Annotated in this window: 25 protein-coding genes and 6 pseudogenes; 12 read left to right on the forward strand and 19 right to left on the reverse strand. The window is 60.4% G+C overall.

All coding sequences use genetic code 11. The annotated features are described in order from the left end of the window. The first annotated feature begins 105 nt into the window (after positions 1-105). The 3 genes from istA (at position 106) to FNL56_RS20725 (ending at position 3,429) form a co-directional block, all read left to right on the forward strand. Positions 106-1,614: an IS21 family transposase gene (gene istA, locus FNL56_RS20715; protein WP_143581760.1), complete on the forward strand. Its 1,509-nt coding sequence runs from the start codon at positions 106-108 to the stop codon at positions 1,612-1,614. Then, positions 1,611-2,420, forward strand: a complete 810-nt coding sequence (gene istB, locus FNL56_RS20720; protein WP_143581819.1) for an IS21-like element helper ATPase IstB — start codon at positions 1,611-1,613, stop codon at positions 2,418-2,420. Before istA ends, istB begins: the two co-directional genes overlap by 4 nt. 154 nt (positions 2,421-2,574) lie before the next feature. Next, complete coding sequence (locus tag FNL56_RS20725) at positions 2,575-3,429, forward strand: FAD-dependent monooxygenase (protein ID WP_368039358.1); 855 nt, start codon at positions 2,575-2,577, stop codon at positions 3,427-3,429. Positions 3,430-3,668: 239 nt separating this feature from the next. Here the strand turns inward: FNL56_RS20725 and FNL56_RS20730 are convergent, their stop codons facing one another. Then, on the reverse strand, positions 3,669-3,986 hold the full coding sequence (locus tag FNL56_RS20730; protein WP_143574831.1) for a cyclophilin-like fold protein: 318 nt from the start codon (positions 3,984-3,986) through the stop codon (positions 3,669-3,671). 69 nt (positions 3,987-4,055) lie between these two features. On the opposite strand from FNL56_RS20730, the gene FNL56_RS20735 reads away from it, so the two are divergent. The 3 genes from FNL56_RS20735 (at position 4,056) to FNL56_RS20745 (ending at position 6,395) form a co-directional block, all read left to right on the forward strand. Next, complete coding sequence (locus tag FNL56_RS20735; protein WP_143578236.1) at positions 4,056-4,250, forward strand: hypothetical protein; 195 nt, start codon at positions 4,056-4,058, stop codon at positions 4,248-4,250. A gap of 110 nt (positions 4,251-4,360) precedes the next feature. After that, positions 4,361-5,332, forward strand: a complete 972-nt coding sequence (locus tag FNL56_RS20740) for an NAD(P)H-binding protein (protein ID WP_143576298.1) — start codon at positions 4,361-4,363, stop codon at positions 5,330-5,332. A gap of 115 nt (positions 5,333-5,447) precedes the next feature. Beyond that, on the forward strand, positions 5,448-6,395 hold the full coding sequence (locus FNL56_RS20745) for an alpha/beta fold hydrolase (protein WP_210245420.1): 948 nt from the start codon (positions 5,448-5,450) through the stop codon (positions 6,393-6,395). Positions 6,396-6,600: 205 nt separating this feature from the next. Here FNL56_RS20745 and FNL56_RS20750 read toward each other — a convergent pair. Beyond that, positions 6,601-7,170: pseudogene (locus tag FNL56_RS20750) on the reverse strand (transposase); the annotation flags it as partial. A 91-nt stretch (positions 7,171-7,261) separates the two neighbouring features. On the opposite strand from FNL56_RS20750, the pseudogene FNL56_RS20755 reads away from it, so the two are divergent. Next, positions 7,262-7,582: pseudogene (locus FNL56_RS20755) on the forward strand (integrase core domain-containing protein); the annotation flags it as partial. Between the two features lie 110 nt (positions 7,583-7,692). Here the strand turns inward: FNL56_RS20755 and FNL56_RS20760 are convergent. The 11 genes and pseudogenes from FNL56_RS20760 to FNL56_RS20810 form a co-directional block, all read right to left on the reverse strand. Beyond that, positions 7,693-8,370: a nitrile hydratase subunit alpha gene (locus FNL56_RS20760; RefSeq protein ID WP_143582319.1), complete on the reverse strand. Its 678-nt coding sequence runs from the start codon at positions 8,368-8,370 to the stop codon at positions 7,693-7,695. Beyond that, on the reverse strand, positions 8,367-8,657 hold the full coding sequence (locus FNL56_RS28640) for an SH3-like domain-containing protein (RefSeq protein WP_210245421.1): 291 nt from the start codon (positions 8,655-8,657) through the stop codon (positions 8,367-8,369). The genes FNL56_RS20760 and FNL56_RS28640 overlap by 4 nt, the downstream gene beginning before the upstream one ends. A gap of 20 nt (positions 8,658-8,677) precedes the next feature. Then, positions 8,678-8,992, reverse strand: a complete 315-nt coding sequence (locus FNL56_RS28645; protein ID WP_143574834.1) for an SH3-like domain-containing protein — start codon at positions 8,990-8,992, stop codon at positions 8,678-8,680. A gap of 178 nt (positions 8,993-9,170) precedes the next feature. Then, positions 9,171-9,931, reverse strand: a pseudogene (locus FNL56_RS20775) (SDR family NAD(P)-dependent oxidoreductase). A gap of 59 nt (positions 9,932-9,990) precedes the next feature. Next, a complete protein-coding gene (locus tag FNL56_RS20780) occupies positions 9,991-10,842 on the reverse strand; it encodes an alpha/beta fold hydrolase (protein WP_143574835.1) in 852 nt (283 codons plus the stop codon). A gap of 18 nt (positions 10,843-10,860) precedes the next feature. After that, entirely contained in the window at positions 10,861-11,646 is a 786-nt protein-coding gene (locus tag FNL56_RS20785; protein ID WP_143578237.1) for an enoyl-CoA hydratase/isomerase family protein, read from the reverse strand. 23 nt (positions 11,647-11,669) lie between these two features. Continuing rightward, positions 11,670-12,500 carry an IclR family transcriptional regulator gene (locus FNL56_RS20790; RefSeq protein ID WP_143574837.1) on the reverse strand — a complete coding sequence of 277 codons (831 nt, stop codon included), beginning with the start codon at positions 12,498-12,500 and terminating at the stop codon, positions 11,670-11,672. Further along, positions 12,497-13,297, reverse strand: a complete 801-nt coding sequence (locus FNL56_RS20795; protein WP_143574838.1) for an ABC transporter permease — start codon at positions 13,295-13,297, stop codon at positions 12,497-12,499. The genes FNL56_RS20790 and FNL56_RS20795 overlap by 4 nt, the downstream gene beginning before the upstream one ends. Beyond that, positions 13,294-13,902: an ABC transporter permease gene (locus FNL56_RS20800; protein WP_168202989.1), complete on the reverse strand. Its 609-nt coding sequence runs from the start codon at positions 13,900-13,902 to the stop codon at positions 13,294-13,296. Before FNL56_RS20800 ends, FNL56_RS20795 begins: the two co-directional genes overlap by 4 nt. A gap of 163 nt (positions 13,903-14,065) precedes the next feature. Beyond that, positions 14,066-14,794 carry an ABC transporter ATP-binding protein gene (locus FNL56_RS20805; protein WP_246660744.1) on the reverse strand — a complete coding sequence of 243 codons (729 nt, stop codon included), beginning with the start codon at positions 14,792-14,794 and terminating at the stop codon, positions 14,066-14,068. Between the two features lie 56 nt (positions 14,795-14,850). Further along, a complete protein-coding gene (locus FNL56_RS20810; protein ID WP_168202990.1) occupies positions 14,851-15,819 on the reverse strand; it encodes an ABC transporter substrate-binding protein in 969 nt (322 codons plus the stop codon). 102 nt (positions 15,820-15,921) lie between these two features. On the opposite strand from FNL56_RS20810, the gene FNL56_RS20815 reads away from it, so the two are divergent. The 3 genes from FNL56_RS20815 (at position 15,922) to FNL56_RS20825 (ending at position 18,492) form a co-directional block, all read left to right on the forward strand. After that, on the forward strand, positions 15,922-16,677 hold the full coding sequence (locus tag FNL56_RS20815) for an MBL fold metallo-hydrolase (RefSeq protein WP_168202991.1): 756 nt from the start codon (positions 15,922-15,924) through the stop codon (positions 16,675-16,677). Beyond that, positions 16,674-17,420, forward strand: coding sequence for an MBL fold metallo-hydrolase (locus FNL56_RS20820; protein WP_143574843.1), 747 nt, complete (start codon positions 16,674-16,676; stop codon positions 17,418-17,420). The genes FNL56_RS20815 and FNL56_RS20820 overlap by 4 nt, the downstream gene beginning before the upstream one ends. Before the next feature lie 88 nt (positions 17,421-17,508). Continuing rightward, the gene (locus FNL56_RS20825) at positions 17,509-18,492 is read left to right on the forward strand and encodes an ABC transporter substrate-binding protein (RefSeq protein ID WP_168202992.1); all 984 of its coding nucleotides are present in this window, start codon (positions 17,509-17,511) and stop codon (positions 18,490-18,492) included. Positions 18,493-18,694: 202 nt separating this feature from the next. Here the strand turns inward: FNL56_RS20825 and FNL56_RS28480 are convergent. Together FNL56_RS28480 and FNL56_RS20835 are read right to left on the reverse strand one after the other, a co-directional pair. Next, positions 18,695-18,956 (reverse strand): annotated as a pseudogene (locus FNL56_RS28480) (HlyD family efflux transporter periplasmic adaptor subunit); the annotation flags it as partial. 718 nt (positions 18,957-19,674) lie between these two features. Then, positions 19,675-20,499, reverse strand: a complete 825-nt coding sequence (locus FNL56_RS20835; protein WP_143577461.1) for an IS5 family transposase — start codon at positions 20,497-20,499, stop codon at positions 19,675-19,677. On the opposite strand from FNL56_RS20835, the gene FNL56_RS20840 reads away from it, so the two are divergent. Beyond that, the gene (locus FNL56_RS20840) at positions 20,470-21,813 is read left to right on the forward strand and encodes a hypothetical protein (protein WP_168204625.1); all 1,344 of its coding nucleotides are present in this window, start codon (positions 20,470-20,472) and stop codon (positions 21,811-21,813) included. The genes FNL56_RS20835 and FNL56_RS20840 overlap by 30 nt on opposite strands. A gap of 165 nt (positions 21,814-21,978) precedes the next feature. On the opposite strand, the pseudogene FNL56_RS20845 reads toward FNL56_RS20840, so the two are convergent. The 3 genes and pseudogenes from FNL56_RS20845 to FNL56_RS20855 all read right to left on the reverse strand — a co-directional run. Then, positions 21,979-22,233, reverse strand: a pseudogene (locus FNL56_RS20845) (IS30 family transposase); the annotation flags it as partial. A 135-nt stretch (positions 22,234-22,368) separates the two neighbouring features. Next, positions 22,369-22,500, reverse strand: a complete 132-nt coding sequence (locus FNL56_RS28875) for a hypothetical protein (protein WP_368039316.1) — start codon at positions 22,498-22,500, stop codon at positions 22,369-22,371. Positions 22,501-22,532: 32 nt separating this feature from the next. Further along, a complete protein-coding gene (locus FNL56_RS20855; RefSeq protein ID WP_143574846.1) occupies positions 22,533-22,820 on the reverse strand; it encodes an IS3 family transposase in 288 nt (95 codons plus the stop codon). A 36-nt stretch (positions 22,821-22,856) separates the two neighbouring features. On the opposite strand from FNL56_RS20855, the gene FNL56_RS29020 reads away from it, so the two are divergent. Beyond that, the gene (locus tag FNL56_RS29020; protein ID WP_143574847.1) at positions 22,857-23,045 is read left to right on the forward strand and encodes a hypothetical protein; all 189 of its coding nucleotides are present in this window, start codon (positions 22,857-22,859) and stop codon (positions 23,043-23,045) included. A gap of 112 nt (positions 23,046-23,157) precedes the next feature. Here the strand turns inward: FNL56_RS29020 and FNL56_RS20865 are convergent. Next, positions 23,158-23,328: pseudogene (locus FNL56_RS20865) on the reverse strand (transposase domain-containing protein); the annotation flags it as partial. Positions 23,329-23,494: the final 166 nt, after the last annotated feature.

Here is a 23,494-nt window from a genome sequence, read left to right on the forward strand (position 1 = left end):
CCCGACCGGAGGCACCCCAGCAGCGGCGTGTCGGCCCGAAGGGGCCTCATTGGCGGTAACGGCGGCTGGTAAAGCATCGGCTTCTCCTTCGAGAGGACCAGTGCTTTGGCCGGCCGGCATGTCACCGATCAACAAATGAGGCTTTTCATGAGCTTGCGTCGCAACCATTCGCCAGCCGTCGCCGCTGCAAAGGCTGGTTTCAGCACCTCCGCCGCCTACCGATACGAGAAGGATCCCCGACTTCCGACCCAGAAGAAGGCGCGCCGCGCACGCCGTCGAGCCGATCCGTTCATCGACGTTTGGGAGAACGAAGTTCTGCCGATACTGAGGGCCGCCCCCGGATTGCGGCCGATCGCCGTGTTCGAGGAACTATGCCGGCGGCATCCGGAACTGGGTTCTGGAACGCGGCGGACGCTCGAGCGGCGCATTCGGGCATGGCGGGCGGTGAACGGGCCGGATCGGGAGGTGATCTTCCGTCAGGAACATCCGCCGGGTCGCATGGGGTTGTCGGACTTCACCGAGGTCGCCGATCTCGGCGTCACCATTGCGGGCCAGTTGCTGGACTGCCGGCTCTATCACTTCCGGCTGCCTTTCTCCGGCTTCGAACACGCCCACGTCGTGCTCGGTGGCGAAAGCTTTGTCGCGCTGGCGGAAGGCTTGCAGAACGCGCTGTGGTCGCTGGGCGGGGTTCCGGAGCAGCACCGCAGCGACAGCCTGTCGGCCGCGTTCCGCAATCTCGGAGCCGATGCCAAGGAGGATTTGACGACGCGCTATGAGGCGTTCTGCGGCCATTACGGCATGACGCCGACCCGCAACAATCCCGGCGTATCGCATGAGAACGGCTCGATCGAAAGTGCGCATGGCCATCTCAAGAGAGCGCTGGCCGATGCCCTGCTGCTGCGTGCCTCACGCGACTTCGACGATCTTGCGGCCTGGCGGGGTTTTGTCGACGAGATCGTTGGCCGCGGCAACGCGCGCAATGCCAAGCGTATCGATCAGGAGCGGACGGCGCTGAAGAAACTGCCGGTGCGCAAGACCGCCGATTATGAGGAGGTCAACGTCGACGTCACGACCTCCAGCGCCTTCACGTTGCGCAAGGTGTTTTACTCGGTCCCATCCCGCCTGATCGGTCACCGGCTGCGCGTACGTCTTTATGACGACCGGCTCGAATGCTTCCAGGGCGCCACGCACATCATCACCTTGCGACGCGGGCGAACCCAGCCCAACGGCAAACACGGCCACGTCATCGACTATCGCCATGTCATCCATTCGCTGCGCCGCAAACCGATGGCGCTGCTCAATCTGGTCTATCGCGACCAGTTGTTCCCCCGCCGCGTCTACGCCCGTGCGTTCGACGCCTTGCTCGCCGGCATTGGCGAAAGACCAGCCTGCCGTGCCATGGTCGGGCTTCTGGCGCTCGCACATGAACGGGCCTGCGAGGCGGAGCTCGGTGCCGTGCTGCAAGCCACGCTCGACGACGGCATCCTGCCGGATCTCAAGGCGCTGATCGAACGCTTCCGACCGAAGGGCATGGCACTACCGGTCGTCGTCGTCACGCTGCCCTCGCTCGCTATCTACGACCAGATTGCCGCGGCTGTGGGAGAAGCCGCATGAACGCGACCGTCAAGATCGACGCCGCCCGTGTCGAATTGCTGCTCAGCGAACTGCGTCTGCCCGGCATCAAGCTGATCTGGGCCGCCCTGGCGGAAACCGCCGATAAGGAAGGCTGGCCCGCCGCCCGCTTCCTGGCGGCCCTGGCTGAACAGGAGATGGTGGAGCGAAACCGTCGTCGCTTCGAGCGTCATCTGGATGAAGCCCGCCTGCCGCCGGGCAAGACCCTCGCTGCATTCGACTTCGATGCCGTGCCGATGATCTCAAAGGCGCAGGTGCAGGCTCTCGCCGCCGGTGACGCCTGGCTCGACAAGGGCGCCAATCTGTTGTGTTTTGGTCCCCCTGGCGGCGGCAAATCGCATCTGGCAGCGGCGCTCGGCATGTCCCTGATCGAAAACGGTTGGCGCGTGTTGTTCACCAGAACCACCGATCTCGTGCAAAAGCTCCAGATCGCGCGCCGCGATCTCACGCTTGAAGCGGCGATCGCCAAACTCGACAAATATCACCTGCTGATCCTCGACGATCTGGCCTATGTGACCAAGGATCAAGCGGAGACCAGCGTTCTGTTCGAGTTGATCAGCGCTCGCTACGAACGCCGCTCGATGCTGATCACCGCCAATCAGCCATTCGGTGAATGGGGAAAAATCTTCCCGGATCAAGCTATGACCCTCGCGGCGATCGACCGCCTCGTCCATCACGCCACGATCCTCGAAATGAATGTCGACAGCTATCGCCGGAAAGAGGCTCTCGACAAGGCTCGTGGAGCCGGACGACCGCCAACGCGCGCGACAATCAAAGCGTCATCCTGATTGTCGCTCCACGACAATCAACTCTACAGCACGCGATTATCGCTTGCGTTATCGTCAGGCCGCGACAATCATCCCCACGCCGCGACCGCTAAATTGCCATCCTGATTGTCGCGCTTCCCATCCAGATTGACGCGCTACAGACCTGCATACGACGCTGGCGAACGCTGTGAGGCAGCTCGATCCAGACGCGATCGTTCAGGGCACCGGCGTCGTCGCTGTCGACAACCGCGCCGATGCCGTGACGGTCTCGCTTTCGAGTGGCGAAAGCATCAGCGGCGATGTCCTGATCGGCGCCGATGGCATCCATTCAGTCGTCAGGTCGGCCGTTTTCGGCGCAGGACCGGCGCATTTCACCGGCTGCATGGCCTGGCGCGGCGTCATTCCTTCTTCGCGTCTGCCGCCGCATATCCAGCGCGACGTCGGGACAAACTGGGTCGGCCCCGGCCGTCACGTCGTGACCTATCCCCTCCGACGAGGAGAGCTCTTCAATTTTGTCGGCGTCGTCGAACGCACGGGGTGGGAAACTGAATCATGGACGGCCAAAGGCACGCGCGACGAATGCGCCGCCGACTTCGCGGGATGGCATCCCGACGTCCACGCGCTGATCGACAATATCGACGTGCATTACCGATGGGCATTGATGAGCCGCCCACCAATGGCGCGATGGTCGGCCGGACGCGTGGTCCTCGTCGGCGACGCCTGCCACCCGATGTTGCCGTTCATGGCACAGGGCGCGGTCATGGCTATCGAGGACGCGATCACGCTGGCCCGAGTCCTTGCAGCTAACCGCAACGATTTCGTGACCGCCTTCGCGAACTATGAGGCCGAACGTGTCATGCGCGCCAATCGCTGCGTCATCGCGGCGGAGCGAAACCGCGAGATCTTCCATAACGAACGATTGATGGAGGCCGAAGACGCGAACCAATATGTGTCAGCCCAATGGAATGAGGCAAAGGTCCGCGAGCGATATAACTGGCTTTTCGCGTTCGACGCAGTTGGCGGAGGCTGACGGCCATCTTTGTGCACGATGAACACTTGGCGGAATAATACTCCGATCTGATCCCTACGCCTGCATCTATGGTTGGTGCGGATTTGAGTGTCCGCTTGGCGCCAGATGCAGCCGGTTCGCCGGATTGTTAGAAGCTTTCGTCGCGAGACCGCTCGCCTGCATGATTTCGTCCTTGAAGACATTCGATCACGGCAAAGCCCAAGCGACTTAATTTCGAGATGTCCTAGACCTCACCCAGATCAATCGACACGTTCGATCTTCACGCGATGCGCGCCACGACGTGCCAGGACTTCGATGCCGGATTTCACCGATCCGAGTTTGATGAGACCGCGTGAATATTGAAAGTCTCGATAGAAGATCGCCAGGTTTCCCCACGGCGCGTAGTAAGCGATCTCTCCGACCACCGGCGTGATGCCAACCGGTGCCCCATCGATCGACGACGACTCTGGAAGATTGCTGATCTTTTCGGTTGAGGCATAATTCTCGAGGTTAATGTCGAGCGGCAGCAAGGTCGCAAAGTCCCGGGCGGCGGGGCTGTCATCTGACGTAGCCGCCAGATTCTTTCCCCGGCCACGATTCTTACGTTTATGCGGCCTCTTCCACGTTCAAGCGGGGCGTCTCGTGTCATGCCAGCCACCATCGGCGCACCCGGCTCGGCCTTGGCTGTCGGCGCCTTGCAGCCTGATGCCGTGACCATCGAAACTGCGATCAGCGTTGCGCGATCGAATTTCGCTGCTCATAATACCAGTAATGTCCGCGATCGACTCCTGAATTTGCTTGGCAGGTTTGACGCGACGACGCTCAGGCTAGTTCGACGGTGACCATTTTGAACGGCATAGATAGTGTTGCTCCGGAATCGGCATCTATTCGTTCCCTCGCCGCAGCGGCGACGCCGGCCTCATCCGGCTTGAAGTTGCGCCAACGCGTCTGTGTGCTCGGAGCCACCGGGACCATCGGTCGCTCCACGGTAGCCGCACTGGTGCGACGCGGACACGACGTCATCTGTTTCGTCCGGGCGCGTTCCGGCGTCGGCGGATCGATCACGCCAGCGGATATGGCGAGGCTGTTCGCCGGAGCCACAGTCAGGGTGGCGGACCCCACCGATCCCGTTTCGCTGTCCCGCGACGGGTTTGCAGGCGAGCGGTTCGATGCCGTGGTATCCTGCATGGCCTCGCGCACCGGCGCGCCCAACGACGCCTGGGCGATCGACCATCGCGCCCACATCAACGTGCTGGACGCAGCGCGGCAGGCCGGCATCGTTCACTTCGTGCAGCTTTCCGCCATCTGCGTGCAAAAGCCGCTCCTCACCTTTCAGCGTGCCAAACTGGCTTTCGAGGCGGCGCTGATCGAGTCGGGGCTGCGCTATTCCATCGTGCGGCCGACCGCATTCTTCAAGTCGCTGTCTGGCCAGATCGAGCGCGTGCGGCGCGGACAGCCCTTCCTGGTGTTCGGCGACGGGACCCTGACAGCGTGCAAGCCCATCAGTGACACCGATCTGGCTGACTACCTCGCGGGCTGCCTGGAGAATGAGAGCCGGTGGAACCGGATCCTGCCGATCGGTGGCCCGGGCGAGGCGATCACGCCGCGCCAGCAGGGCGAGGCCCTGTTCTCGCTGCTTGGTCGTGCACCCAAATTCAAGCGCGTCCCGGTGGCCCTGCTCGACGCCATCATCGGCGGCCTCGGAATGCTTGGCCGTATCGCGCCAGCACTGGCCGACAAGGCTGAACTGGCAAGGATCGGCCGCTATTATGCGACCGAATCGATGCTGGTACTGGATCCGCAGACCGGGGCTTATGATGCCGCTGCCACGCCCTCGACAGGAACCGAGACGCTATTCGACTTTTATCGTTCGGTTCTGGCCGGCGCCGAAGCGCCCGAGCGCGGGGACCATGCCGTCTTCTAGGGCGGCAGAGCCATGAGACGAACCAATCTATGACCCCCCTTCGCTCGCGAGCATCCCACGCCTTTTTTGCATCGTGATACGCCTGTCTGAACTTGCAAATATCAGGAGCCGCGTTTTGGCCAGCAAAAGGAAAATCACCCCGATGATATTCGCTTGGGCAGCAGGCGTGGCCGCTGTCGGAATCGTCGCCCTGGCGCTGTGGCTGTACGCCCCCGACAAGCCCCGCGCCGTCCTGGAAGCCGCCTATCCCGGCGACTATCGGAGCGTCGATGATTTGCGTCTGCGCCTGCGCGACACCGGCCCGCGCGACGCAGCGGCGGTGATCCTCCTGCACGGCTTCGGCGCCAGCCTGGACACCTGGGAGCCATGGGCGCAGGCGCTGTCGGCGCGCTTCAGGGTTATCCGGTTTGACCTGCCCGGCTTTGGCCTGACCGGCCCCGACCCCACAGGCGACTACACAGACGCGCGTGCTATCAAGATCCTGACCGGCTTGATGGACCAATTGGGAATCGACCGGGCCAGCCTCATTGGCAATTCTCTCGGTGGACGCATCGCCTGGAACTTCGCCGCCCTGAACCCCCACCGCGTCACGCGCCTGGTGCTGGTCTCGCCGGACGGCTTCGCGAGCCCGGGTTTCGAATACGACAGGGTCAGCGAGACGCCATTGATGATGCAGGCGCTGCCCTACGTCGCGCCGCGCGGCCTGCTGAAGGCAAATCTGGCTCCCGCCTATGCCAACCCGGAGGCCCTGAGCGAGGCGACACTGACCCGCTATCGCGACATGATGCGGGCTCCCGGCGTGCGACCTGCGATCCTCGCAAGGATGGGCCAGGTGATCCTGCGCGATCCCGCCCCGACCCTGGCCGGCATTCAGACCCCGACGCTGCTCCTCTGGGGCGAAAAGGATGCCATGATCCCCATCAGCAACGCGGCCGATTACCTGCGATACATGCCCCACGCGCGCCTGGTACGCTTGCCCAACCTCGGCCACGTGCCCTTCGAGGAGGACCCGGTCACTTCAATCGCTCCGGTAGAAATCTTCCTGTCCGGCGCGACGCCTTGAGCCGAAAGGCGTTCGACCGGGCGAACCTCGGCGATTTCGATCTGCATTTTCACGACCTTCGTGGAACCGCCGTCACCAGGCTGGCGTTCGCCGGCCGTACTGCCCCGCAGATCGCTTCGATCACTGTTCACAACCTCAAGGACGTAGCGGTGATTTTAGAGGCGAATTACCTCGGCGGTCAGGCCGAACTGGCGGACAAGGCGATCCGCCAGTCCTGCGCGCTCTCGCGGGCGCCATCGGTGAAGCCGACCAGTTCCTTGCGGCCTTCCGGGGTCGCGCCGATCAGCACCAGGATGCACTTCTTTTCGTCTTCGAGGCGTGCCTGGAGATGGATGCCATCAGCACAGATGTGGACGTAGCGCTTCGCCGACAGATCGCGCCTCTGCCACGTGATGTGCTCGTCGAGCCAGCCGTCCTTTAGGCGGCCGATGGCAGATGCAGACAACCCGGCAGCATCCTTGCCGAGCAGCGCTGCCAGCGCCTCCGAGAAGTCGCCGTTCGAGATGCCCTTCAGGTAAAGGATCGGCAGCAGCGTCTCGATAGACTTCGAGCGGCGCATGTAGGGCGGCAGGATCGACGGCGAGAACCGGATGCGGGCGGGGTCGGTAGCGCCTTCCTCGCGATCGCGCACACGCGGCTGGCGGACGACGACCGGACAGATACCGGTCATCACCTCGCGTTCCGGCAGGTGACCGTGGCGCACGACCCGCTGGTGCCCGTCCGCGGTCTTCAAATCGGTATGCCTGCCGAGAAAGTCTGCAACCTCGGCCTCTACTTCGCGAAGGAATCGATGTGAAGTTCGGTTTCATTTCGAAGCACCGGGGGTTCTGGCCGGCGGATTGGTTGTGCGAGGCGCTCGGTGTGCCGGACACATTCGCTCTGAAAACGGCCCGGAGCTCATTGCAAAAGCTGTGCAAGACTAGATCGCGGCGGTGGATGCGAAGACCGCCTAGATCATGCTAGGCAGCCCATGGGAGAATGGCTTCATCGAGTCATTCAACGCCCGGCTTCGCGACGAGCTTTTGGACTGCGACATCTTCTACTCACTGGCTGAGGCCAGGATCGTGATTAAAAGCTGGCGTCGGCATAAAAATACCGTCCGCACTCACGGCTCGCTGGGTTATAGGCCACCAGCCCCAGAGGTCTTCGTGCCCGCAATGATCGCGCGGTCGATTTCGCAACCCTGATCATATACGCCGACCGCGCTGGCACCCAAGCCGCCCGTGCACGAACATCCAACTGGACCAGTCAGTGGGAACCGATCAATGTTGCAGGCCGAATGACACTTGGACACCGATTACGACGCGACGCCGGGTAACGCCGCGCCCACCAAGGAATCGCGAGATACGAGATCGGCGAGCTCACGCTCGTTCAAATCCTCGGTGCCCTTCGGACGCAACGGCAGCACGATGTAGCGTAGGTCGGCGTTACTGTCGTGGACGCGCACCTCGACGGATTCTGGCAGCACGAGGCCGAATTCCTGCAAGACCTCGCGCGGCTGGCGCACGGCGCGCGAGCGGTAATTCTTGCTCACGTACCAGGCTGGGGGTTCGCCTAGCAGCGAGCGCGGATAGCATGAGCACAGCGTGCAGACGATCAGGTTGTGGGTCTCTTCGGTATTCTCGATCACCATGAGTTCGGCTTCCGTCACTTCGATACCAAGTTCTATGGCTGCCTTCTTGCCATCCTTCAGCATGCGCGCTTTGTAGTCGGGATCAAGCCAAGCCCGCGCCACCATGCGAGCACCCTGATGCGGCGAGGCGATGTCGTTGATCTCAAGCCGGCGGCGGATCTCGACGGCGGTGATGAGACCCTTTTCGATCAGCATGGCGCGCAGCGCGATGAAGCGCGCTTCCTCCATCGTCAACTCGACGTCCTCGTCGTAGGGCAGCAGTGGATGGGGTGCGTGGCTGTGTTCGTGGGATTGATCGTGCCCGTGAGAGTGGTCATGCGGATGATCGTGGTCGTGACTCATGAAGTTTCTCCATGCGACGAAAGCAGCCGTAGCCAGTGGCCATAGATTTCAATGACGAGCGAATCGTTTTCCGGCCCGGCGTAATCCGGCCAGATATCCTTCTGCATCAGGCGGACGCGATAGAGCGGAATACGCTCGCCGCCGACCCTGCCGTAGGCCCGCTCTTCCGGGTTCTCGAACTTGCCGCAGACGTAATCGATTGTGCCGGGCTTATTGCGGATATATCGCGGCGTGCGCACGTGGCCGGGCTTGTCGAGATCGATGATTTTGACCTTGTCGCCGACCAAGAAAGATTCGTTATATCCGGTCATGGGGCGCCGCGCCCATTCCGGAACACCTCCTCCGTCCGGCGCACCAATTCGTCGCGCGAAACGTAGCCCTTTTCAACCATCATCTCCGCCATGCCGTGGACGCGACGGCCGTAGAACGTCGAATTCTTATATTCCTCTGGCGTCATCTGCTCGATCGTCCGGCGGAATTCGTCGAGGTTCATGATGCCCTTATTCCACAACACATTGAACATGGCGATCATCTGCTTTTCCCAAAAAAGCTGTTTGACCTCCTCTTTCGGCACCTCTCCCGCAGGCAAGCCGCCAACATCTGTCACAAAACGATCCGCCATTACTAACCCTTCCCGGTTTCACGGTACTGCTTTGGAGTTACCCTCAGCCATCTTACATCAATGGTGCGGGGCATCGCCCCTTTGTATATGCGCGCTGCTGTTCCGAAGCCAAGGCCGTATTCGGCGACGACACGGTTTATGTCGAACGGCCCTTTGAGGATTGCGCATGGTGATTTCATTACAAAAGTCTGCCGCCGTCGACGACAAGCGTCGTGCCGGTCGAAAAGCCTAGGTGAGTGGCGCAGGCTAGGATCGCGGCAGCTACGTCGTCGGCCGTGGCAACCCGCTTCAGCGGAGTGGTCGCACCAGTCTTGGCGTTGAAATCGGCGCCCCGCCCCGAAACGAAACCGGTATCAACTACGCTAGGCGACACGCCGAGCACGCGGATCTCGGGCGCAAGCGCGCGGCCGAGCGATTTTGTCATGACGTCGATCCCGGCCTTGGCAGCGCAATAAGCAATCGACGAGCCGGAACCACTTATGCCGGCGATCGAGGACACCGAGACGATCAGGCCGTCGCCTGAGGCTTTCAGCAACGGGGCGAAGGCGCGGATGGTGGCAACTGGCCGCGCCAGTTCACCGCAAACATGCGGTCGATCAGTTCGTCGTCGAGTGCATCGAGATCAGTATGCGGCACCGGTGTCGTGAAGCCGGCGCTGTTGACCAAAATGTCGAGCCGGCCATAGCGCGAAGTAATGGCGTCGCGCAGCGCCAACAGGGTAGCGGTGTCGGCCACGTCGGCCGCGAATGCCGCATGACCGTCGCCGGCCAGGCCGTTCAATACCTGCTTGGCAGCGTCAGCCTTGTCGGCGCCGACGCGATGCGTGACCGCCACGTGCGCGCCACAGCCGGAGAACGATCGCGCAGAAGCGTCGCCTATGCCGCCGCTACCGCCGACGATCAAAGCGACCTTGCCTACTAAAGAAATTCGATAAGACATCTCACCCACCCTGTCGGCAGCCGAGCGTTACGCATGGCCGATGCACCATGCAATTCGATCTACGCGACCTTCGCCGTGGCACCGACCCGGCCGAAAAATCCGACCACGACCGGCGCGAGCCGATCGTCGGGCACCCATTCGGCGATCGGAATCAGGTCGACGCTTAACTGGTCCTTGCGCAGCAGATGCAGCTCGGCGCCCGGGATCAGCTTTTGCACCTCGAGACCGGCAGTGATTGAGTGGGTCATATCGTTGCCGGGTAGCACGCACACAGGAAAGTCGATCGCCTTCAGGGCCGCTGCGCTCGCTCCCAGCATCGGATCGTTGACACCGCTTTCGAGTTCGGCCCGCCACCGACTCATAACTTCAATGAAGCGTTGCTGATCCCACGCCATGATCTCTGCGCGACGTGATGCATCGATTTCGATTAGATCCTTGAAATGGTCTGTGCGGCAGACCTCGTCCATGCCGCCTTGTTGTGCTGCTTCGACATATTGCGTGTAATAAACACGAGATAGCCGCTTCACCGCGAAGGCACCTCCGGTCACTCGCATCATTAGCAGGCCAGCGATGGCTTCGCGGTGGCGCAACGCCATAATAGTAGCGAGCCGGCATCCCGACGACGACCCGCCGATGATCAGCGGCGGTAGCCCGAGCGACCCCGCCAATGCGTACAAATCATCAGCCCAGATCTCAAACTCCGATCCCTCGCCGTCCAGCGACAGACTCGATCGACCGGTATTGCGGCGATCGTGAAGGAGCACCCGAAATCCCGCGTCGGCGACTCGCTCGGCGAGGCCCCTCACCTCATCCATGCTGCGTCGGGCCCCGGAGACCAGCGCCACCCAAGGACCGCTATTCCCTAGAACTTGGTAGTGCAGAGAAACCGATCTCACATTTACATGCGGCATGATGATGTTCCTGTATCGCTATCGCCCAGTGAAAATTGGCTTACGGCCTTCGCGCACTGCAGCCATTCCTTCGTCGACATCGGCCGTCCATTCCAGCGCCGCGCGCAGTTCGTCAGACAAAGCCCGTGCCGCAGCAAACCCCGAGGCTTCTCGTGTCCTGACAATCCGTTTGGTACCCTTTGTAGCCAGCGGACCATTTTCCGCGATAATGCGCGCCATATCGGCGAGCACCGCGTGAACGCTGTCGGACGCCACGATCCGATCCGCGAGCCCAATGCGCAGCATTTCCTCGGCATCGATCTCGCGGCCGGTGCACAAGAGATCGAGCGCACGCCCGACGCCGACGATTCGCGGGAGCCGGACCGGGGCGCCGACCCCCGGAAAGCCGCCCCATTTGGCCTCCGGTGACGACTGTGTGACGTGATCGCCGGCGATCCTAATGTCGCAGGCCAGGGCCAATTCAACAGCCCCAGCCCTTACCATACCGTTCAGTCCGGCAATGACGATCTGCGGCAGCGCTTCGATAGCGTCGAACGAGGCGTTGGCGAGGCGGATCAGCCGCAAAACCTCCTCTTTGCTTAGGCTGCACCGCAGCGCCGGTGTGAGGATGCCGGTCGAAAAACAGGAGGTACCTTCACCGGCGATGGTGAGAACATCGACATCGGGCCTGTCGGCCAGTGCTCCTGCTATGCACCCGAGTGCGATCAGAATGTCCCCAGTCAACAGGTTCAGCGATTCGGGCCGAGTAAAGGTTACCGACGCCACGCGACCCGCAATTTCGTAGTTCAAACCTTCGACCATCATCGCGTCTTTCCCGCCCACGGGCGTCAGCCGAGCAACTGCGTGAACCGCGCGGCTGACGCCTTCAGCTCGCGCACGATGTTGCCTGATGGCGATACATCCAACGAACCGGTCGACCCCACCGCCGCCAGACAGGCGACGAGATCGTGCTGGTGATCCAGCACCGGGACTGCGATCGCATCGAGTCCCGCGATCAGATCGCCGCTGACCAGGCTGAAACCCTTGCGGCGAATGTCCTCGACAAGCGCCGCAAGCTTTGCCTTTGCCAGCTTGCGCGACTGGAGGTTCGGTTGCGGCATCACCGATTGCACCGCGCACTCAAGGGTTGCGGACGGCAGATAGCTCGCGCAGATCAGCCCGAACGCAGATGTATGAAGCGGCAGAATAGAGCCGGGACGGATCACCACCGAGATCGGCCGGACAATGTCGAACCATTCGATCACCATCGGTCCCTGCGGCGTCCACACCCCCATGAAGACGGTTTCGCGGAGATCGTCCCTGAGCTTACTGAGCAGCGGGGTTCCAATCCTGACAATATCAAGTCGGTTCATAGCGACTCGACCGATCAGGCGCGCCGCGCCACCGAAATCGTAGCGTCCGTCGGCGGCACTTTGCTCGACGAAGCCTTCGCGGATCAGACTGACGAGATAGCGATGAGCTTTGGCCGGCACCAAGCCCGCAGCGGCCGCGAGCGCGCTTAGCGTCTGAGGGCCGTCCAGCTTGGCCAGAGTCTTCAGCAAATTGCCGGCGACCTCGACGGATTGCACACCGATCTGCTCGATGCGCGGCGCGGCGCCACCGATGTCGGCATCATCGTCGTGAACCGGTCGAGCTTTGCCTGGTTGGCGTACGGTCATGCCTGAACATTCCTTGGAGGCCAGCGCTGCAGAATCGCGGCCTGCGCGATCGAGAAGGCGTTGTTGAGAACGAAGCCAAACAAACCGACCAGCACCAGTAAGCCGTAGACTTGGCCGGATTGGAAATTGCGTTGCGCAGCGATCATCAACGCACCGATGCCTTCGATCGAAGTCAGTATCTCCACCAGCAGCGTAAGTACGATAGTGAGCGGCAGCGCGATCCTGATGCCAAGCAGTATCGCCGGGATCACGGATGGAATCACGATCAGCCGGACCCGTTCGAGCAGCGAAAGTCTGAACGATGTCGAGACATCCAGAAGAATCGGATGAATGTGCTGCACAGCCGACGATGTGTTGAGCAGGATTGGCCACATTGCCGAAACGGCAACAATAGTCAGCTTCATCCGCTCGTCGTAACCGAGAAACAGAATTGCCAGTGGCACAATCGCAGGCGGCGGCATTGCGCGGCAGAATTCCAGCAAGGGGCCGAGCGCTCTGCTGATGCGCGGCGATATTCCGATAACTACACCGATTGTGGCGCCTGCGACGATCGACAGCGCGAGACCGACAACAATGGTCTCGATGGTGGCTATACTGGCGCCGAGCAGCTTTCCGCCAGAGGCGATTTGCACCATCCCTTTCCACCAGGCCGAGGGCGGCGGAAAATACGGAGAGTTACCGGTCTGCAATAATTGCCAGGCGACGAGGCCGACGATCAGTGGCAGAAGTCCGCGCGGCGACGGCAACTCTGAAACCAGACGGCAGAGCGCGGCAAATCTCAACCTCGGCCCGGTCATGCGGCCGGCCTCGGCGCCATCGCAGGCCAGAGTAATCTGGCGAGCCCCAACACGCCGGCGTTTAGCACAAGACCCAGCACGCCTACCACCGCTATGTAGGCGAACATTGATTCCGGGTGCAGCGCCTGCTGTTCGCGCACAATTCCATAGCCTAGTCCCTCGGGATTGCCGACGATCTCCGCGACGATCGCCATAACTAAGGCAAGTCCGAGACTGATCCGGCCCCCGGTCACGATCGACGGCATCGCCGCCGGTAGCAGCAAATAGCGCACGATCTCCAAGGAATTCATCCGAAAAGTCCGGCCGACGTCGGTCAGCCGCAGGTGCACATTGGCAATGCCGCCCATCGTGTTGATCATCACCGGCCAGACGGTCGGTAGAACCATCACGACGAGTTCAGTCTGCAACGAAAATCCGAACAGCAACAGTCCCAGCGGCGCAAACGCAATGCCCGGCATCGGGCGCAATACTTCAATGCTAGCAAGGCCGTAGCGTCGCGCCAAGGGTGAAAAGCCGAGCAACAGCCCCAGCGACACCCCGATGATCATTGCTACGCTCCAGCCGATCGCGATCGACAGCAGGGTATGCAGCAGGTCGTGCAGCAAGATGCCGTCCTTGGCCAGCGCAATAGCGCCGGCGAAGATCGCGGACGGCGCCGGAAAGAATTCGAAAGCGATGGCGCCCAACCGGACCGATGCCTCCCACACTGCGACAATCAGCGCGAAGACTGCAAGCCCGGGCCAGTTGATGCGAAGCAGGACCGAGCGACTAACCATGGCCGATCGCTTCGTGCAGATCGTAACGATGGGCCAGGAATTGCGGCAACTGCCGGGTCAGCACCTGGTTACGCGGGCCCGGAAGATCGATGGTGACTACCTGCCCGATGCGACCGGGGCTGCCGTTCAGAACCGCGACCCGGTCACCAAGATAGACTGCCTCCTCGATATCGTGGGTAATAAAGACGAAACTGGTGCGGGTTTGATCGCGCACCCGCAGCAACTCGTCCTGCAATCCAGCCTTGGTCATCGCGTCCAGGGCCGCGAACGGCTCGTCCATCAACATCACCGCAGGGCGCAGCGCTAGCGCGCGAGCTATCTGCACACGTTGCTGCATTCCACCCGAAAGCTGCCAGGGGTAATCGCCGGCCCGCTTCGACAGGCCGACGAGATTCAACGCATCATTAACGCGATCGGCGCATTCTTGCCGCGGCATTTGCCGCTCGATGCCAAATGCGACATTGCTGGCGACCGTACGCCATTGCAGCAGCGCAGCGGCGTAGTCCTGAAACACGATCACCACACCTTCGGGCGGCCCGTTCAACGCTTTTCCCTTGACCAGCACTTCGCCGCTAGTTGGCGGCATTAGGCCGCCGAGCATCCGTAGAAGCGTAGTCTTGCCGGTCCCAGAAGGTCCGACGATCGATAGGAACTCGGCGTCGTGCAATTCCAGGTTGATGTCGGAGATGATAGGGCGAGGACCGGCTGTCAGCGACAGCACGACACTAGCCGATCGGCACTCGAAGACGGGCGCTGACATGAGCCTGATCGTACTCGCTATGGCGCCACCACTAGCTTGGCGGGATCGACCGGGGTCGGAAGCTGGCCGATCTCGCGCATCACGTCGGCCCAGACCCCTATGTCCTTGGCCGTAATGGCGGTGCGATAGGCCGGGAACGGCGTCGCCTGGACGACCGGCTCGGGCAGCTTGGTGTACTGCGCGACGATCTTGCGGGCTTCTTCGGGATTCGCCTTGATGAAGGCGATGGCCTCGTCCAGCGACGCCTTCCACGCTGAGACCGTCGGCCGATGCGACCGCGCCCACTCGCCGGAGGAAATCCAGAAAGGGAATAGCACTTCCTTTCCGGCGCTCAACAACGGGGCGGTCAGCGCGACATTGCCGGCGTTGCGCAATGCGCCGACGAAAGGTTCCACCGCCTCGACGGCATCTACCCGCTTGGCCTTGAGCTGATCACCCATATTTGGGAAAGGCACTTCCACGGCGCGAACGCTGGCCGGATCGACGCCGTTCTTCTTCAGCCAGTACAGCACGGACACGTGGATCACACCACCGATTGTGGGCGTGGCAATCAGCTTGCCGGTAAGATCTTTAGCCGACGTGATCCCGGAATCCTTGGCGACCATCAGCTGCGTGGATGGATTGTCCTCCGTCTCGAACACCGACGCCGCGACGGCAACGACATCGAGTCCGCTAGCCACAGCTTTGAGCAGGTCGGGCGCCGTGCTCGGCGCAAAATCGAATTGCCTGCCGAGGGTCCCCGGCAGCACCGATAGGTTCTGAGCCACGCTTAGGGTGACATCTAATCCGTGATTAGCAAAGAACCCCTTTTCCTTCGCCACCCAGGCAGGCAGCCAAGTGATGACGGGGATATAGGCAGCCTTGACGACGACAGGCGCAGGATTAGCCAAGGTCTGAGCTTGCAGCGATCCGGCGGCGAACGCCGCAAGGCAGAGGCCGGACATAACCGAAGCGAAAGCCCATCGACGCGGGGAACGGACCATCATAACTCCTCCCATTTGCATAATTTGTTTTGTTATGCGTAATCTAGGCACAACGAAACGCCCGAAGCAAGCAACCTTTGGCCGGGCCTCGCCTAGGGATGGACCGTGAAAGTAGACCTTCTCATTGCCGGTCTTCCCGCGAAAGCCGATCATTTTCTGTTCGGCATTTGCTCGCTGCTGCTGCTGCGGGGCGCCGGACGGACGATGCTGTTCGACACTGGCCCGTTTCGCGTCCGGCCGATGCTGGTAGCAGCACTCGCCTCGCATGGCCTCACCCCGCGCGACATCGACACCGTCTTCCTGACCCATTTGCATTGGGATCACGTCGAAAACATCGACCTGTTCGCGCATGCCGAGATCATCACGCCGCGGCTTGAATACGAATACGCCGTTGCGCCGCGAGTAAATGACTGGGGCACGCCGCCCTATGTGCGCGAGATGCTACATGGCATGAACATGACGCTGCTCCCGGACGAGGAACAGCAACTCTTTCCCGGTGTACATACACTGCTGCTGCCCGGGCATTCGGTCGGGCTGCAAGGACTTGCAATCGAAAGCGGCGAGGATCGCCTGGTGCTAGCAAGCGACGCGCTGTGGTCGGCACGTGACGCCACGCGTGGCGTACCGGACGTCGCGTTCTTCGATCCAGCCAAGGCACAGCGTAGCCTGGACCGGGCCCTGGCGGCGGGCAACGTCTTCTATCCTGGCCATGATCGCGCCTTCCGGTTTGAAAACCAGCAGGTCACGTATCTGAGCCAGTACAACTACGCGCTCAGCTTTGCCTTCCAACCGCACGGCCAAGACTTTGACATCGCAATTTCCACCGAAAGGCACTGCAGCGGCTTGGGAGGCGCAATATGAATATGGCCACCTCCATCACCTCGCTATTTACAGGCATCCCGGCCTCGGCGGATAAGTTTCTCACAGGAATTTCCAGTGTTTTGCTGGTGCAGACCGCGGGACGCGTGATCCTGTTTGATACTGGTCCTTACGCCTATCGGCCGATCCTGCAGAACCGGCTGAAGCGGCTCGGGATTGCGCCGGAAATGATTGACACGGTGGTGCTGTCACATGTGCACTGGGACCATGCTGCCAATGCCGACCTTTTTCCTGCGGCGTCCATCGTCATCCACGCACGCGAACTGGCTTATGCCGACACGCCGCAAGAGCACGACTCTAGCACGCCGGCCTATATCGGCCGGGCGTTGCACAAACTGCGGCTGACTCCGGTCACCGGTGATACCGTGATTACAGACGGCGTGCACGTCGTCGACCTGCCAGGTCACACGCCGGGTTCAATCGGCCTCATGGTTGGTGATACCCTGCTCGCCGGCGACGCTGTTGGCTGCGCCAGAGAGCTTGTCGGTCGCCCGGTGGACGCCGCAGCCCAAGGCGTTGCAGCCGAAAGCCTGCAGCGAGCAGCAGCAATGGCCGATACGATCTACCCTGGGCACGATCGCCCTTTCCGCCTTCGCCCTGATTTTTCCTACCTAGAGGACTACTCCCTGCGCATCAGGTTCTTCGTAGATCCGAATGGCCCTGATGAGGAAATCCGTGTCGGATCGTTCGCGGCCCGGTCCTTTGCGAACTGGCCGATCGACTGATGGCCATCTGGCGGTCGGTCAGCCGCCGCGAGGCTGACCGGTCAATCGCTGGTTCAGAAATGCCTACAAAATGATTTGGGAGCTAACGATGCGAACTTTTCTGTTGCTGGCATTTGTTTTGTTCTGCGGCCCGGCGATCGCGCAACCAGCGCACCTCAAACTGATCATCTTTCCCGGCGGCCTCAGCTGGCCGATCTTTGTCGCCCAGGACAAAGGCTTCTTCGCCAGGGAAGGACTCGAGGTCAAGGTCACCGAAACGCCCGGCTCGGTATTTCAGATCAAGGGCATCATGGCCGGCGATTTCGACATCGCCATGACACCGTTCGACAACATCGTCGCGTATCAGGAGGGACAGGGGGAAACCAGTTTCGACGTCCCGCCAGACTTGTTCGTGTTCATGGGAGGGATTTCCAGCACACTGCGCCTGATCGTTCAGCCCGGCATCGCCACGTTCGCCGACCTGAGGGACAAAACGCTCGGCGTCGACGCCCTTTCCACCGGCTATACGCTGCTGATGTACCGGCTGCTGGAGCAGAACGGTCTCCCGCCGGGAAGCTACAAGCTGGAACGTCTCGGCGGCACCGCGTCGCGCGTCAAGGCGCTGACGGAAGGCCGGATCGCAGCGACGATGGTCAGTTCCCCGCAGGAAATCCTCCCCGAGCAGAACGGATTTCGGCGACTGGGCGATATCCAGTCGATGCTGGGCCGCTATCAGGCTCTCTCGGGTGCGGCGCGACGATCTTGGGCGGCGAGCCATCCCAACCAATTACAAAGCTTCATTCGTGCATATGTCGCCGCCGGCGAGTGGCTTACGGACGACCAAAACCGCGCCGAGGCGGCGACCATTTACGCTCGCTACATTCCCAATACGCCGGATGCGTTGATTGCGAAGGCACGCGAGGCCATGCTGTCCGAGACCGAAGGTTTCCAGCCGCGGGCTAAATTCGATCCGGCAGGCGCACAGACCGCTCTGGCGGTGCGCAAGCAGTACGGGGTACCCAAGAAGGACTTGCCGGACTGGCGAACATACGTCGACGAAACCTTCTACGACGAGGCACTCAAAGCAAAGTAGCAGCGCGCGCCCGCTTGGGCCGCCACGGCTTTAATGACCGAGGCGTCTCTTGGCAGCGGAAAGAAAGCTCAGATCGACGTAATGCGCCACAACGACTTTCTGCCGGTGGTCCAAAGTTCGGTCTCAGAGCAACTGGTTATCGCGTCTGCCCGACGCACGGCTCTCGGGGTGGTGCGCCGAAGAGCAAGGCTAACAGCAAACTCTGCTCGGCTTCCGGCACGATCAACATCACGGGGTCGGCTGGGCTCACCACGCCGCCAACAGTGTGGACGCTGAAGTTGATCGACGACGCCGTTTTGCGGAGCGCGTATATCTACCCGTTTGAGCTGATCCTCCGCCGTTACCTTGCGCTCGATGAATTCTCCGATCTTGCCGTCGATCTCGCGCAGTTCCTTGGCAACCTCGCTGCTCAGATCCTGGTCGATCTGAATAATCTGCTGCTCGATTTCGGAAGTTTTGCCGCGCAATCAGCGTTCACCAGCGAATATGTGTGCGCGCCGTCGGTCTTCCTCCGCCGCAAGCGGTCGAAAGACCGAGCTGCAGCTGGAAGCGGTCTCTCCGCCAGAGTACGCCTTGCGATCTTGTCGCAGATATTACAGGTGGCGCCCCGCTTAGCGCAGGACCCAAGCCAACCTTAGACTTCGCTGAAATAGTAGTTTTGGCGTACGGTCGACCAATAATGCCGGCGGTATTTAAAGAAAGCAAAAGCAGGCGGCTGTACGTAGTAATGAAGTTCTGTAGGTACCAAATGAGCCAAACCGCTACAAGGTTGGATGTCGCATCAACGAAACGAAGAGGAGCAATCGTGATTCTGGTCGTATCCGTGCACAAACTACTATCGATTTAGCCTTGGCTATCATGAGAGCGCAAGTGTGAGCGCCTTGTGAATATCGCGATTTCTTCACAAGTCCGCCGTTTTTGTTGGCGAGAGGGTTGTATGGACATCTCGGGGGGTCGTAGCATGCAATCCATACTCGCTCATTTTTTTTCTGATCCGATATTACTGTCTCGGGTGGGCCTGCGCTTTGTCCATTTCTGTGGCTTAGTGGTAGGGCTAGGTGCAGCAACCCTGCTTGATTTGATAATCGTTCGGTTTGCAATTACTCGGACTATATCAGAGGACTACGTCAGAATTATCGAATTTTCGTCTTAGAGTCTGACTCATAATGAATTCGTTTGATTTCAGGCTTTTGCAAGCCGTCTTATAAGGACGCGAATGTGAGCGACGAACGCCCAGGCAACGGCGCTGGCGATTGTGGTCTCGAAGTCCTTTGCCAATCTGCGGCAGCGACCGAGCCATCCGAACGTTCGTTCGACGACCCATCGGCGCGGTAGGATTTCGAAGCCCTGCTCCCTGTCGGATCGTTTTATGATTTCTATCGTCCAATTGCCGATGCGCTTCAAAGCTTGACGCAGCTTATCTCCGGCATAGCCACCATCGGCAAAAATATGGCGCAGCCACGGATAGCGATAACGTATCGAAGCAAGAACGCACGGGGCACCATCACGGTCCTGAATGCTGGCTTCGTGCACGACCAGCCCGACCAAGTTTCCTTGCGTGTCGGTGACGATGTGGCGCTTGCGGCCCTTGATTTTCTTACCTGCATCATAGCCCCGGGGGCCGCCGCTTTCCGTGGTTTTCACCGACTGGCTGTCAATCACTCCGGCCGTTGGGCTCGCCTCTCGGCCAGCCGCCTCGCGCGAGGCCATCACGAGCGTGTAGTTCAGCGACGCAAACAGTCCGCCGCGCGACCACGCGTAGAAATAGCCCTGCACCGTCGAGTAGGGCGGGAAATCCTTGGGCAACTGCCGCCATTGGCAGCCGGTCGACGCAATATACAGGATCGCATCCATCACCGTTCGCATATCTGTCGCACGCGGGCGACCGAGCGCCGAAGCAGGCGGCAGAAGCGGCTCCATCACAAACCACTCGGCATCCGTCGTATCGCTTTCATATCGCAAGCTCGCCCGCCTATAGTGTCGGCGGGTGATTTCAGTCCAGACCATCGTGCTCTCCCTCGAATCTTCGCAAATCCGAAGGAATCACAACTGGCTGAAATCACTCAGCTTCTTTTTCAGTCAGCCTCTAAGGTCGTGTCCGTTGGTCTTGGTTTACTTTGGTTGTCTGGCATTGGCTTCTTGGTGCATTACGGTTTATTCGATCCGGCCAAGCTGTGGAATCCAAAGATCTGGGCGAAGATATCGATTGTGGTGATCCTCACGATCAACGGAGTCTTCGTCCACAGCTATGTGTTACCAGCTCTTCGTGACCAGATGGGCAGAAGTCTTTTCGAAGGGATTTCGCGATCCCAAAGATCGTTTTTGTTGTCGTCTGGAGCGGTTTCTGCAATTTCATGGTATGTGCCACTGATGCTGGGGGCATTCCCCCAGTTTAATTTCATTGTACCTGCTTGGGTGATCCTCGTTGGCTACTTCGTCATCGTCGCAAGCGCTGCGGTTGCAGCCCAGGCGGCGGTGGCGATCATGTTTGGCGAGTTATCGCTAAGACGGGTTCTGGAGCGGCGTCGGGTACTTTTGTGGCGTGCGGCATTCCCGGCAAGCTTGGCGTTGATTGCAATTCCCTTCAGTTTGGACCAAATCGGCTTCTTTGAGCGCGTGTGGGGTCGAGGCAAGGTTCAATCCGCCCCTGTGACCGAGGCACTTATCTCTAAAGCTGCTAATTCGGGTCCGCTGTCTTTGGTTCAGAGCACGGCTGCGGCATGGCAACAGTCGCCAACGCCCAAAGTAGACGATGCTCGTGAGTTCACGAACCAAGACGGTCCATCCGCGGCCGAGATGACAGAAGCGGCGCCGGGCGCTGGCGGCAGCGCTTTAGGTAACGATCTTATTGTGACCTCAAACATCTCAAATATGAAGTCTAACCAAGGGCAATCGCTCCCTGACCATGTTCAACGAGCAACCTCAAGCTTAATTAATGCGACGCCGCTTGACGGCTCCGGCAATGCCTCAGAATCTTTGGGAGGTGCCCGTTTAGAGTTTGCGTCAGTCTCCGGATTATGGGCTGTCGACAGCACCGCGTGCGCTCGAGGTTTCAGCGAAAATGACCTGCACACCGTGATCGATACGGCAGGCGCTTCGGCGGGAGACACCTCATGCAGGTTCAAGAATATCAGCCAAACGAGTGCGGGCAACTGGGCGATAGCGGGTAAATGTACCGATACCCGGACCCGATGGAAATCTGACATACGACTGACGTTGTCAGGACAAAAGCTACGATGGAGTAGTCAAAAGGGTACACAGACTTACGTTCGCTGCCAATTGCGATCGCGGCAGTTTGCGTTTTCCCATCAAACGTTCTAGCTCCGCAAAAGAAAGTCGACGCATGTAATCGGGGCCGCTCATTGCCGGGAGGCCCTGGGATACGCAAGGCTCACAGCGTGACGGCAAATGACCTGGCCCTGCCGATTTCCTCCAGTTGAAGCGTTGAAGTTAGAGTCCGGCCTTCTGAGGGAAAGACAGATGAAGCGAACCTCGCTGCCACGCACTTTGCGGATCACAGAAGTCGACCTGCACGCTAGCATCGATTCTCAAACGGGTGTGCTGTGCCATCTCGGCTCCCTGATCACAGGTCAGCAAGCGACGGAGTTGTTCAAGCAAAGTTACGATGGTACGCGCGATGGCGTCGCGAACAGCCTCCGCGCCATGACCGGCGAGAGCCGGTCGGTTCTTCACCCGTTGCTCACTGCCGTGTCCCGGCAGGCGGGGAAGATGCAGCAGCATGTTGAGCCCCATTTAGAAACTCCAGTTGAGAGCCTGCTTGCCGACTAGGCGCTCGAGTGCAGCGATGCGCGCTTCGTAGGTCTCGAGCAGCCTGGCTGAAGCGTCGTCCGCTTCGAGCGCGCCTACCTGATACTTTTAGATCCAGATGCGGATCAAGTTATGGGAAACATTACGCCGCTTGGCGAGCCCGTGCAGCGTCTCGCCGCCCAAATACTCTTGCGACACCTGACGTTTAAACTCGACGCTGTGGGTTCGGTGCTTTCTCATGGCCTTCATCCTCTGAAAGCCCTGCCGTCTGGTCAGTTACTGAAATCCAACCTGTCCACCTTGGAGGGCCCACTCCAATCGGCGACCCAGAGCTGATCGGGTCCATCAAGCGCTAAGGTTTTGGCAAGGTTGGGAAAGATCGGTTGGTCGTGGTCGCTATCCGTCGTTTTCGTGAAGTGGCGCCGCATTCTGGGCTGGATGTCATGCTCGCGCATGAGACGGCGGACCTTCTTGCGATTGACGACCATGCCTTGCTGCCTGCGGACGGCCTGGACGCGGCGCCAACCATAGTGCTCGAACTCGTCGCAGATTGCAGTAATTTATGCAACGATACGGTTGGGCGCCGATAGGCGTCAATGTTCGGAGCTAATACACACCGTCCGATTGGTGGCAACCGGCCCTATGCACTGGCTCGCCAGCGGGACGGGCTGCTGAAGCGCCTCGCCGATCAACCTGACGTGACGCTGCGAGCGCTGGTGGCGGAGCTTGCCGCACGCGGCATCAAGGTGAGCTACTACGCGGTGTGGCACTTCTTCGAGCATTAAGGCATCAGCTTCAAAAAAAGCCTTCCCGCCAGCGAGCAGGATCGGCCGGACGTGGCAAGGCGACGGGCGCGGTGGAAGCGCCTGCAACACAAGTTCTATGTAAGCGTCGTCCTTAGGCCACGGCTCTAAGTTCTTGCGTTCGGTAAGTCCACGGCAATAGCGCGTCGATATCGCGGTTGGGGTGACCGTTGGCGATCCTTGCTAGAACATCTGTGAGATAACAGAGCGAATCGACCTCGTTGAGTTTGCAAGTCTCAATCAGCGAGGCGATTGTGGCCCAGTGTGTGAATCAGCACGGTCCAAGGACCCCGCCAGATTTTTCCTGAACGCATTGATTGGATAAACGAATTTGATCGGTCATAGGGGTCCCGATCGGCGCCGATTGGGACCCCACCTCGAACCGATTTTCTCGATTTTCTTCAAAGCATTACTGCTTCCGCGTAGAGGGG

This window comes from Tardiphaga sp. vice304, from assembly GCF_007018905.1.
Lineage (GTDB): Bacteria > Pseudomonadota > Alphaproteobacteria > Rhizobiales > Xanthobacteraceae > Tardiphaga.